Source organism: Micrococcus sp. 140720015-1 (genome assembly GCF_053627595.1).
The window spans coordinates 121,132-132,508 of record NZ_JBSEYC010000005.1 but is presented as its reverse complement, the minus strand read 5'-3'; the positions used below and the strand labels follow the sequence as shown (position 1 = coordinate 132,508).

The window sequence follows — 11,377 nt, the reverse complement described above, 5'->3', positions numbered from 1 at the left end:
TCGCGGACGCAGACCGCCCCGGCCTGTGCAGGACCGGGGCGGCGGTGCGGGGTCTCCGTGCGGGGACGGGACGGACGGGTCAGTCGTCGCTGCGCAGGATGGCGACGATGCGCAGGATCTCGATGTACAGCCAGACCAGGGTCACGGTCAGGCCGAACGCGACGGACCAGGAGTACTTCTGCGGGGCGCCGTTCTTCACGCCCACGGCGGCCATCTCGAAGTCCATGGTCAGCGAGTACGCGGCGAGCAGCACGGCGATCGCGCCGATGATCAGGCCGAGGCCGCCGGTGCGCAGGTTCGCGATGCCCGTCCAGGTCAGGACCAGGTTGACGAGCATGAACACGAGGTAGCCCAGCATGGCCGTCATGACGATCTTGGTCATGCGCGGGGTGGGGCGGAACTTGCCCGAGGTGTACAGGGCCAACATCACCGCGAACACGGAGAAGGTGCCGAGCACGGCCTGCACCACGATGCCCGGGTAGGACGCCTCGAACACGGCGGAGATGCCGCCGAGGAACAGGCCCTCGGCCAGGGCGTAGAGCATGATCAGCACGGGCGAGGGCTCGCGCTTGAACGAGTTGACCAGGCCGAGGACGAGGCCGGCGATCGCGCCGACGATCATCAGGCCCGGCGAGAACCAGCCGACGGCACCGGCCACGACGACCAGCACGAGCATGAGGCCGGTCTTGCCGACGACGTCGTTGTAGGTCATCCGGCCGGTGTGCTCCGGGCCGGCGGCGGGGGCGCGGAAGGCGTCCTCCATGGACTGCTGGTGGGCGTAGTCCTGCGCGGCCTGGCCGGCGCCGAACGCCTGGGCCCGGCCGGAGGGGTCCTGCTGGCCGTAGGGGGACTGCGCGGACTGCGTCCCGCCCTGGTACCAGCCGGGCTGCGCCTGTCCGCCGCCCTGCATCTGCTGCTGGAAGTTCTGAGAGTTCATGACCGGATTCGCCACGGCTCGCTCCTTCGGGTCGAGTCGGCCCGGTCGCACGCCGCCGCAGTGAGCCGCGCTCGTGCCCCGGGGTTCCCGCACCATCCTATCGGGACGCGTGCATCCGCGCGCGGGGCCGGAGCGTGGATCCGCGCCGGTTCACCGGCTGTTCACGGTGGGCGCAGAAGCCAGGCGCGCGGGGAGACGCGTGGTGCCCCCGGCGGGAGTCGAACCCGCAACACGCCGATTTTAAGTCGGCCGCCTCTGCCAGTTGGGCCACGGGGGCGTGGCGGGCCCGTGGACGCGGGCCCGGGTGCGGACGACGCCGGCCCCGTCCGATGCGCTCGGACGGGGCCGGCGGCCCGCTGGCTGCAGGATCAGCCCTTCGAGGACTCGAGGGCCTGCTGCCGCTCGAAGCGGCCGGGCTCGAGCTCGACGCCGGCGGCGCGGCGGAACGGGTTGAACGGGGTGTCCAGGCCCTCCACCGAGGTGGAGTCGCGGCCGAACAGGGTCTCGGCGACCCAGCCGGACAGGATGCGGAAGCGACGGTCCAGGGTGGGCATCGCGTAGGCGTGGTAGCCGCGGTGCGCCAGGAAGGCGGCGGGGCCGGCGATCTTCACGCCGAGCGGGTTGCCGACACCCTTGAAGAAGCCCAGGCCGGCGACGGCGCCGAGCGACTTGTGCACGTACTCCTGCACCTCGCCCTCACCGTGGCGGACGGCCATGTAGTTGGCGGCCAGCTGCTTGGCCTGACGGCCGGCGTGCTGGGCGTTCGGGACGCAGAACCCGCCGGGGCCCGCGCCGGTCAGGTCCGGGACGGCGCAGACGTCGCCGCAGCCCCAGGCGCCCTCGAGCACGCCGTTCTCCCCGTCCTTGACCTGGAGGGTGGGGGTGACCTCGATGCGGCCACGCTCCTCGACCGGGAAGTCGGTCTGCTTGGCGACGGCGTTGGCAGCCACGCCCGCGGTCCACACGAGGGTGTCGGCCCCGAACTTCTCCTTCTCGGACTTGTCCTTCATGTCCACGAGGGTCATGATCCCGTCCGTGGCGTCGCCCAGCGAGGTGTTGAGCAGGACCTCGATGCCGCGGTCCTTCAGGTGCTCCACCACGCCGACGGCCTGGTCCTCGCCGACCTCGGGCATGATGCGGCCCATCGCCTCGACGAGCACGATGCGGACCTCGGACTGGGACAGGCGCGGCTCACGGGCGACGGCGGTGCGGATGAGGTGCTCCATCTCGCCCACGGTCTCGATGCCGGCGAAGCCGCCGCCGACCACCACGAAGGTCAGGGCGCGGCGACGGGCCTCGGCGTCCACCATGAGGGAGGCGGCGTCCAGGCGCTCCAGGATCTGGTTGCGCAGCGCCACGGCCTCCTCCACGGTCTTCAGACCGATGCCGTGCTCGCCCAGGCCCTTGATCGGGAAGACGCGGGTGGTGGCGCCGGCGGTCATGGCGATGTCCTGGTAGGGCAGCTCGAACTCGTGGCCGTCCTCGCCGCGCACGGTGGCCACGCGGCGGGCGTGCTCCACCTTCACGACGGTGCCGCGCAGGACCTCGGCGTCCTTGAGATGGGTGGCGTGGTCCACGACGACGTTGCGCCCCTCGATGTGGCCGCCGACGACCTCGGGCAGGAACGGCTGGTACGTCATGTACGGCAGCGGGTCCACGACGGTCACGACGCCGCCGCGGTCCTTGACCTTGGTCTGCAGCTCCTTCGCGAGCTGGAAACCGGCGTAGCCGCCGCCGACGATCAGCAGGCGCGGCTTGGGAGACAGTTCAGGAGTGAGAGACATACCGCCAGTCTACGCACGCGCGGGCCCGGCCCCTCCATCTTCTGCCGTCGTGGTCAGGACCGCAGCGAGAGCACGATCCCGTCCAGGATGTCGTGCTCGCTCGCCCAGGCCTCGGTGACGCCCGCGACCTCGGCCACCCGCTCCAGGACGGTGCTCCACAGCAGCGCGCCCGCACCGATCACGTCCACCCGTCCGGGGTGCATGAACCCCCGCTCGGCGCGTTCGGCCCGGGTCGCCGCCACGAGGCCCTCCGCCGCCGCGCGGAACTCCGCGATCGGCAGGCGCGCACCGTGGATGGCCTCGGGCTCGTACGTGCTGAGCCCGAGGGCCTCGGCGGTCACGGTGGTCACCGAGCCGGCCACGCCGACCACGCGCGCCACGCGTTCCAGCGGCAGGCGGGCGGCGGCGTCGTCGAGGAGGCGGCGGGCGTCCGCGCGGGCCGCGGCGACCTCGTCCGACGTCGGGGGGTCGGAGCGCAGATGACGCTCGGTGAACCGCACGCAGCCCATGTCCAGGCTGACCGCGCCCACGACCTTGCCCGCGGGCGTGCCAACCACCAGCTCGGTGGAGCCGCCGCCGAGGTCCACGACGAGCACGAGGTCCTCCGGGCCCAGGTCCGCGGTCTCGACGGCGGAGACGGCGCCCGTGAAGGACAGGGCGGCCTCCTCGGCGCCCGAGACGACCTCCGGCTCGACGCCGAGCCGCTCCCGGACGCCGTCGACGAACGCGGCCCGGTTGGAGACGTCCCGGCTGGCGGAGGTGGCCACGAACCGGACCCGGCCGGCGTGGTGGCGCTGGACCAGGCGGGCGTACTCGTCCACCGCCGCGAAGGTGCGCTCCAGCGCGGCGTCGGAGAACGCGCCGGTGGCGTCCACGCCCTCGCCCAGGCGCACCACGCGCATCTCGCGCACGACGTCGGCCAGCGGCGCCGCCGGGTCGGCCCCGGCGCCGGTGGTCTCGTCCGTCCCGGCCGGCCGGGAGATCAGCAGGCGGATGGAGTTCGTGCCGCAGTCCACGCCGGCCACCGTGACCTCCTTGAGCGCGGCGACGCGCTCGAGGTGCTTCACGTGCCGGGACAGGTCCTTCGTGGGCACCGCCGCGGCCTCGTCCCACGCGCCCTCGCACGCGCAGACCTCGGGCGTCCACCACGGGGCCACCAGGGCGATCGCCTCGTCACCGAGCGGGTTCACCCCCGGCCCGGCCGCGAGCGCGTGGCCCACGAGGGCGTGCAGGCACTTCACACGCTCGGGCATGCCGCCGGCCGAGACCCCGGCGGTCTCCGGGACGGGCCCCGTGCCGGCCTCGACCCCGACCCGGTCCCGCTCGGCGATGTAGGCCTCATGCGCGGCGCGGTGCGCGGCCGCGAGCGCGGGGTCCTGGGCGAGGCGGTCGTTCATGCGCGCCATCTCCCCGTCCGCCTCCACCCGCGAGACCGCCGCCGTCAGCACGGGGTGCGTCAGGTAGAAGGTCGTGGGGAACGGGATGCCGTTGGAGAGGCGCGGCGCGGTGGTCGCCACGAGGGGGTTGCCGCACACGCAGCGGGCGCCGATCTCCACGACGTCCCGGACCGGGCGGCCGAGCTGGCGGGACAGGGTGTCCAGGTCCTGCTCGGTGACGGTGCGGTCCTGGGCGGGGCGGGGGCTGACGGTCATGGTGTCCTCGGGGGTGCGGGGGTGATGCGGGCGGGGGCGGGACGCGGGGTTCACTCGAGCCCGGCGCGGACGGCCGAGTCCCACAGGCCCTCGGCCCACGGCAGGCGGGTGTTGACGACCTCGTCCGCGCCGGCGGCGGGCGTGTCCTCGGCCTCGGTGTCGGTCTCGGTCTCGGAAGGTCGTCCCGTCACGGAGTACAGGGTCTCCCCCGGCATGACCAGCTCGAGGCGCTCGCGCGCCTGCTGGGTCACGTAGGCGGGATCGTCCCACAGCTGGATCCGCCGCTCGTAGTCCTCGCGCTGGGCCTGCATGGTGGCGATCTCCTCGCGCGCAGCCGAGATCTCCAGCTGCTGGTTCAGGAACGCGCGCAGCGTGGGCGCCACCAGGACGGCGGCCACCAGCAGCACGGCGACGACGATGAGCGAGCGGCCCGTGATCTGCCGGGCCGGCACCGGCTCCGGCAGCGGGGCCCGACGGCGGGCGGCCGTGGCGGCGGCGGATGCGGCGCGGCGGGGGGCGGGCCGGGGCCGACGCCCGGCCGGGCGGGCCGGTGCCGTCCGGCGCGGGGGTGCCGACGGGGACGCGGGGGCGGCGGTGTCCTCGGCGGGGGCCGTGTCGGCCCGGTCTGCGTCCGGGTGCCCGTCCAGGTGTCCGGGGTGACCGAACTGGCGGCGCTCCTGGACGCTCTGCAGGTCGATGACCTCCGCATCCGTCGCCGCGGGCACCGGGGTGGGGGCCGCAGGGGTCGGCGTGGGCGCGCCCGCCTCCGGGGAGGCCGTCGTCGGGGCCGCCGGGGCCGCGACGGCGGTCCGGCGCGGGGCGCCCGTCGTCGGGTCGACACGGGGCACGCGGGGGCGGCGCGGACTCATCGCGGACTCCTTCGGACGCGTGGTGGGGACCCTCACAGCCTACTGCCCGCCCCTGGCAGGATCCTGGCCCCCCGGGACGGACGCGGGCCCGCCCGGAGGGATCCGGGCGGGCCCGCGCGTCGTCGTCGGGGACGGTCAGCCGCGGAAGCGCGGGAAGGCGGAGCGGCCCGCGTAGACGGCGGCGTCGTCCAGGTCCTCCTCGATGCGCAGCAGCTGGTTGTACTTGGCCACGCGGTCCGAGCGAGCCGGGGCGCCGGTCTTGATCTGGCCGGCGTTGGTGGCCACCGCGAGGTCCGCGATGAACGTGTCCTCGGTCTCGCCCGAGCGGTGCGAGATCATGCAGTGGAACATGTGGCGCTGGGCCAGGGCGATCGCGTCGAAGGTCTCGGTCAGGGAGCCGATCTGGTTGACCTTCACGAGCAGGGCGTTGCCGGCCTTCTCGTCGATGCCGCGCTGCAGCCGCTCCACGTTGGTGACGAACAGGTCGTCGCCCACCAGCTGGACGCGATCGCCCAGCTGCGCGGTCAGGTGCTGCCAGCCGTCCCAGTCGTCCTCGTCGAGCGGGTCCTCGATGGAGACGATCGGGTAGTTGTCCACCAGCTCGGTGTAGTAGGCGGCCATCTCCTCGGCGGAGCGCTGCTGGCCCTCGAAGGCGTAGGAGCCCTTGTCGAAGAACTCGGAGGAGGCGACGTCCAGCGCCAGCGCGATGTCCTCGCCCAGGCGGTAGCCGGCCTTCGTCACGGCCTCGGCGATGAGGTCCAGGGCGGCGCGGTTGGACTCCAGGGACGGGGCGAACCCGCCCTCGTCGCCCAGGCCGGTGGACAGGCCCTTTTCCTGCAGCACGGTCTTCAGGGCGTGGTAGACCTCGGTGCCCCAGCGCAGGGCCTCGCGGAAGGACGGGGCGCCGATCGGAGCGATCATGAACTCCTGGATGTCCACGTTGGAGTCCGCGTGGGCGCCGCCGTTGAGGATGTTCATCATCGGCACGGGCAGCACGTGGGCGTTCGGGCCGCCCAGGTACTTGTAGAGCATGAGGTCGGAGGCCTGCGCGGCGGCCGCGGCGACGGCCATGGACACGCCCAGGATCGCGTTCGCGCCCAGCTTGCCCTTGTTGGGGGTGCCGTCCAGGTCCCGCATCGTGCGGTCCACGGCGCGCTGGTCCGCGGCGAACTCGCCCTCGAGCTCCTCGGCGATGCCCTCGACGGCGGCGACGGCGTCCAGCACGCCCTTGCCGCCGTAGCGCTTCTTGTCCCCGTCACGGCGCTCGACCGCCTCGAACTCGCCGGTGGACGCGCCCGAGGGCACGGCCGCGCGGCCCAGGGAGCCGTCGGTCAGCAGCACCTCCACCTCGACGGTGGGGTTGCCGCGCGAGTCGAGGATCTCGCGAGCGTGGATGGCGTCGATCAGGGCCATGGACGGGTCTCCTTCAATCGAAGTCGGAAGTCGTGCCCGCGGCGTGGACACGGCCTCAGCCTAGCGGGGACCTCAGGTTCCGGTCGGCCGCGCGCCGGCGACAAGACCGCCGTTCCCCCCTGCTGCGATGTCGCTGGGGCGCGGTCGGGGCTGCGGCCGGGCCGCAGCCGCCCCGCGTCAGCCGGACGGATGCAGCGCCGACCAGTCCCCCGCACGCACCCGCGCCACCGTGGTGCGCAGGGCCCGTTCGGGGTCCAGCCCCGCCGCCCGGGCCCGGCGCACCAGCGCGAACAGCTCCGCCCCGAGCGCGGTCTCGTCCGGCCACACCGCCACCGGACGCTCCCCCGCCTCCGCGACCGGCGCCGGGACGTGCGCGGCGAGCGGGTCCGGCTCCTGCCGGGCCGCGCGGTCGACCACCTTCGCGGCGGCGGCCAGCGCCGGCAGCCGGGCCGGGATGTCGCCGACGTCGAGGCCCGGGCCGGTGCCGCCGTCGTCGTGGGCCCGGGCGGCGGACGAGAGCCCCGCGGCGGCCCGCTCCTGCGCCTTGACCCGCTCCCAGGCCAGCTCGACGGCCTCGGGCGTGACGGCGGCGAGCTCCTCGGCCGGGCGCAGGCCCCCCTCGGGGGTGAGCACGAGCGGGTTGCGCCGGATCATCTTGGCGGTGAGGGCGTCGGCGGCGTCGTCCAGGCGGAACCCGGCCGTCTCCGCCGGGGCGCCCGGTGCCCGGGAGACGGCGGCGTGCAGGACCACCTGGAACAGGACGTCCCCGAGCTCGGCGGCCAGGGCGGGGTACGCGCCGTCGGCCCGACGCGTGGGCACGTCGGCCCATGCGGCGTCGTCGCGGGACTCGATCTCCGCCACCGCCTCGTACGCCTCCTCCACGAGGTACTCGGCGAGGTCGGCGTGGGTGAGCGCGGCCGTCCACGGGCAGTGGTCGCGCAGGGCCTCGACCACCGCCACCAGACGGTCCACACTCGCGCTCACGGGCGGATCAGTCGTCCTCGTCCTCGTCGTCCAGCTCCTCGAGGACCGGGCCGACGGCGTCGCCGGAGATGACCTCGCCCCAGCCGGCCACGAGGATCTCGGCGAGGTCCTCGCGCTCGTCCACGGACAGGAAGGCGGCCTCGGCGGCGTTGAGCTGCAGGTCCAGCAGCTCGGAGAGCGAGTAGCCGAAGGTCTCGGCGAGCAGGTAGAGCTCGTCGGTCAGGGACACGTCCGAGACGAGCCGGTTGTCCGTGTTCACGGTGACGCGGAAGCCGAGCTGCACGAGCAGGTCGATGGGATGGCCCGCGATGCCCGCCGCGGCGTCCACCGCGCCGGTCTGCAGGTTCGAGGACGGGCAGACCTCGAGGGCGATCTGCCGGTCCCGCACCCACGCGGCGGTCTCGCCCAGGTCCACGAGGCCGGTCAGCTCGTCCAGCTGCTCGCCGTCCTCGTCTACGCCGCCGTACTCCACCGAGATGTCCTCGGCCAGGCGCACGCCGTGGCCCAGACGCAGGGCGCGGCCGTCCACGAGGGCCGAGCGGACGGAGTCCAGGCCGTCACCCTCGCCCGCGTGCACGGTGACGGGCAGGTGGTGGGCGGCCAGCCACGTGAAGGTGTCGGCGAAGCGGGAGGGCGGGAACCCGGCCTCGGCGCCCGCGATGTCGAAGCCCACGACGCCGGCCTCGCGGTGGCGCACGGCCAGCTCGGCGATCTCCTGGGCCCGGTCGGCGTGCCGCATCGCGGTGACCAGCTGGCCCACGCGGATCACGTGGCCCGCGGCGTCGGCGGCCTCGACCGCCTCGTCCAGGCCGGCCTGCACGGCCTCGACGGCCTCGTCCAGGCTCAGCCCGCCGGCCAGGTGCTGCTCGGGGGCCCAGCGGATCTCGCCGTAGACGACGCCGTCGGCGACCAGGTCCTCGACGAACTCGCGGGCCACGCGGCGCAGCTGCTCGCGGGTCTGCATCACGGCGGTGGTCAGGGCGAAGACCTGCAGGTACTTCTCGAGGGACTCGCCGTTGGCGTGCTCGGCGATCCACTCGGCCAGGCCCTCGACGGTGTCCGCGGGGACCTCGACGCCTGCCTCGCGGGCCAGGTCGAGGACGGTGCCCACGCGCAGGCCGCCGTCGAGGTGGTCGTGGAGGGAGACCTTGGGCAGGACGGCCAGGTCGACCTCGAGCGGGGAGGGGGATGCGGTGTCCGGAAGCTGCGTCGTCGTCACGGGCGTCACTCTACGGCAGGGCGCTCAGCGCAGGGCCTCCTGCTCGGCCAGGGTGAGGCCCTTCACCCCGGCGCCCAGCCGGCGGCGCAGCAGGGCCTTGAGCAGACGGTCCAGCAGCAGGCCCACGAGCGCGGCACCCGTCACGGAGACGGCGATCTGCAGCACCGGGTTCTCCAGCCAGCCCGCGGTCAGGCGCGCGATCATGATCGAGTACGCGGCCCAACTGGCCGTGGAGAGCAGGTCCAGCGCCACGAACCGCACCGGCGGATAGCGGGTGGCGCCGGCCGTGAGGTTCAGGGCCACGCGGCCGCCGGGGATGAACCGGGCGGTGAACAGCAGCAGCGCGCCGTGACTGTGCAGGTGGTGGCGGGCGACCTCGACCGTGGCCCGCACCCGCCGCAGCCGCATCCACCGGAACCGCTCCACGCCCACGGCACGGCCGATCGCGTACGCGGCCACGTCCCCCAGGAACGCGCCCGCGAAGCCGACCCCCCACAGCGCCCACAGGGAGAACGGATGCCCGTCGCGGACGATCGCACCGAGGGCCACCAGCACCGACTCCGACGGGAAGATCGGCACGATGCCGTCGAGCAGGCACAGCAGCAGCGTCAGCGGCAGGACCCACCACTGCGCGGAGGCGTGGAGGATCGCCCCCTCGAGCCACGCGAGCATCCGGTCAGCCGATCCGGTCCAGGATCACGGAACGCTCGCGCAGGGTCCGGGCGGCGACGTCGTCGAGCTCGTCGACGGTCCAGCCGCCGGCGAGCGCGGCCCTCGCCCGCTCGAAGCGCTCCGGCGTGTCCGTGTGCAGGGTCAGCACCTTCTGGCCCCGAGCCACGCGCTCGCCGGGGCGCACGTGCACCTCGACGCCGGCCGCGGCCTGGACGGCCTGGCCCTGCCGCTCCCGCCCGGCGCCGAGGCGCCACGCGGCCAGGCCCACGGCCATCGCGTCCAGCTCGGTCAGGACGCCGTCCGTCTCCGCGACGACGTCCTCGGTATGGGCCGCCGTCGGGAGGGCCGCGCGCGGGTCGCCGCCCTGGGCCTCGATCATCCGGTTCCACACGTCCATCGCCCGGCCGTTGGCCAGGTGCTCGGCCGGGTCCACGTCCGTGACCCCGGCGCCGGCGAGCATCGCGGCGGCGAGCGCCACGGTGAGCTCCACGACGTCGGCCGGGCCGCCGCCGGCGAGCACCTCCACCGACTCGCGGACCTCGAGGGCGTTGCCGGCCGTCCGGCCCAGGGGCACGGACATGTCCGTGAGCAACGCCGAGGTGTCCACCCCGGCGTCCCGGCCGAGGTCCACCATGGTCCGGGCCAGCTCGCGGGCGGACGCCTCGTCCTTCATGAACGCGCCCGAGCCGCACTTGACGTCCAGCACGAGGGCGCCGGTGCCCTCGGCGATCTTCTTGGACATGATCGAGGAGGCGATCAGCGGGATGGCCTCCACCGTGCCCGTGACGTCGCGCAGGGCGTACAGGCGCTTGTCCGCCGGGGCCAGGCCGGAGCCGGCGGCGCAGATCACGGCGCCCACCTCGGAGAGCTGGCGCAGCATCGCCTCGTTGCTGAGGTCGGCCCGCCACCCGGGGATCGCCTCGAGCTTGTCCAGGGTGCCGCCGGTGTGGCCGAGGCCGCGGCCGGACAGCTGCGGCACCGCCACTCCGAAGGAGGCCACGAGGGGGGCCAGCGGCAGGGTGATCTTGTCCCCCACACCGCCGGTGGAGTGCTTGTCCGCGGTGGCCAGGGGGCGGCCGTCCGGGGTGGTGAGCCCGCCGAAGTCCATGCGCTCGCCCGAGGCGATCATCGCGTCCGTCCAGCGGGCGATCTCGGCGCGGTCCATGCCGTTGAGCAGGATCGCCATGGCCAGGGCGGACATCTGCTCGTCCGCCACCACGCCGCGGGTGTACGCGTCCACCACCCAGTCGATCTGCTCGGGGGACAGCGTCCCCCGGTCCCGCTTGGTGCGGATCACCTCGACGGCGTCGAAGGGCTCGGCCTGCGGCTGCGCGGTCATGGGGTTCTCCTCGGGGGGCGGCTGCGACGGTCAGCCTCCGACTCTAGCGAGCGGGCCCGGGAGCGCGCCGCAGGTCAGGGACGGTCCGCCCGCTCCAGGTCGGCCGGGCCGAAGGCGTCCGGCAGCACCGCGTCGATCCCCCGCTCCCCCGCCGGGGTGAGCAGCACGAGCCCGGGGGCGCGGAACTCGTACAGCAGCTGGCGGCACCGCCCGCAGGGCATGGTCAGCACGCCCGCGCCGTCCACGCACACGAACGCCGCCAGTCGGCCGCCCCCGCCCATGCGCAGGTCGGCCAGCAGCGCGCACTCGGCGCACAGCGTCAGCCCGTAGGACGCGTTCTCGATGTTGCAGCCCGAGACGAGGCGGCCGTCGTCGGTGAGCGCGGCGGCGCCCACCCGGAACCCCGAGTAGGGCACGTAGGCGTGCTCCGTGGCGGCCAGGGCCGCGGCCCGCAGCCGGTCCCAGTCCACGCGCGGCGTCGTCGTCGTGTGCAGCCCGTCCGCCACGG

The 11,377-nt window shown here is 74.4% G+C and carries 10 protein-coding genes and 1 tRNA gene; all 11 read right to left on the bottom strand.

All coding sequences use genetic code 11. The features are described from left to right. Positions 1–79: 79 nt before the first annotated feature. Positions 80–952, bottom strand: a complete 873-nt coding sequence (locus tag ACUXPL_RS09730) for a Bax inhibitor-1/YccA family protein (RefSeq protein WP_180536971.1) — start codon at positions 950–952, stop codon at positions 80–82. 185 nt (positions 953–1,137) lie between these two features. Continuing rightward, a tRNA-Leu gene (locus tag ACUXPL_RS09725) sits at positions 1,138–1,214 on the bottom strand. A 91-nt stretch (positions 1,215–1,305) separates the two neighbouring features. Continuing rightward, complete coding sequence (locus ACUXPL_RS09720; RefSeq protein WP_454183519.1) at positions 1,306–2,721, bottom strand: NAD(P)/FAD-dependent oxidoreductase; 1,416 nt, start codon at positions 2,719–2,721, stop codon at positions 1,306–1,308. A gap of 53 nt (positions 2,722–2,774) precedes the next feature. Beyond that, positions 2,775–4,373, bottom strand: a complete 1,599-nt coding sequence (locus tag ACUXPL_RS09715; protein ID WP_454183517.1) for a DUF501 domain-containing protein — start codon at positions 4,371–4,373, stop codon at positions 2,775–2,777. 50 nt (positions 4,374–4,423) lie between these two features. After that, positions 4,424–5,242: an FtsB family cell division protein gene (locus tag ACUXPL_RS09710; RefSeq protein WP_454183515.1), complete on the bottom strand. Its 819-nt coding sequence runs from the start codon at positions 5,240–5,242 to the stop codon at positions 4,424–4,426. Positions 5,243–5,377: 135 nt separating this feature from the next. Beyond that, positions 5,378–6,655, bottom strand: coding sequence for a phosphopyruvate hydratase (eno, locus tag ACUXPL_RS09705; protein WP_454183513.1), 1,278 nt, complete (start codon positions 6,653–6,655; stop codon positions 5,378–5,380). Positions 6,656–6,832: 177 nt separating this feature from the next. Further along, positions 6,833–7,639 (bottom strand): MazG nucleotide pyrophosphohydrolase domain-containing protein, encoded by an 807-nt coding sequence (locus tag ACUXPL_RS09700; RefSeq protein ID WP_454183511.1) that lies wholly within the window; start codon positions 7,637–7,639, stop codon positions 6,833–6,835. 7 nt (positions 7,640–7,646) lie between these two features. Further along, on the bottom strand, positions 7,647–8,858 hold the full coding sequence (locus tag ACUXPL_RS09695; RefSeq protein ID WP_036336747.1) for an adenosine deaminase: 1,212 nt from the start codon (positions 8,856–8,858) through the stop codon (positions 7,647–7,649). A 24-nt stretch (positions 8,859–8,882) separates the two neighbouring features. Further along, a complete protein-coding gene (locus tag ACUXPL_RS09690; RefSeq protein WP_036336738.1) occupies positions 8,883–9,530 on the bottom strand; it encodes a DedA family protein in 648 nt (215 codons plus the stop codon). Positions 9,531–9,534: 4 nt separating this feature from the next. Then, a complete protein-coding gene (locus ACUXPL_RS09685) occupies positions 9,535–10,869 on the bottom strand; it encodes a thymidine phosphorylase (protein ID WP_454183509.1) in 1,335 nt (444 codons plus the stop codon). 74 nt (positions 10,870–10,943) lie between these two features. After that, complete coding sequence (locus ACUXPL_RS09680; protein WP_454183507.1) at positions 10,944–11,375, bottom strand: cytidine deaminase; 432 nt, start codon at positions 11,373–11,375, stop codon at positions 10,944–10,946. Between the last annotated feature and the right edge of the window lie 2 nt (positions 11,376–11,377).

Coding starts and splice junctions, on each gene's coding strand:
- ACUXPL_RS09720 (WP_454183519.1), bottom strand. CDS start 2,721: ATGTCTCTCACTCCTGAACTGTCTCCCAAGCCGCGCCTGCTGATCGTC.
- ACUXPL_RS09715 (WP_454183517.1), bottom strand. CDS start 4,373: ATGACCGTCAGCCCCCGCCCCGCCCAGGACCGCACCGTCACCGAGCAG.
- ACUXPL_RS09710 (WP_454183515.1), bottom strand. CDS start 5,242: ATGAGTCCGCGCCGCCCCCGCGTGCCCCGTGTCGACCCGACGACGGGC.
- eno (WP_454183513.1), bottom strand. CDS start 6,655: ATGGCCCTGATCGACGCCATCCACGCTCGCGAGATCCTCGACTCGCGC.
- ACUXPL_RS09690 (WP_036336738.1), bottom strand. CDS start 9,530: ATGCTCGCGTGGCTCGAGGGGGCGATCCTCCACGCCTCCGCGCAGTGG.
- ACUXPL_RS09685 (WP_454183509.1), bottom strand. CDS start 10,869: ATGACCGCGCAGCCGCAGGCCGAGCCCTTCGACGCCGTCGAGGTGATC.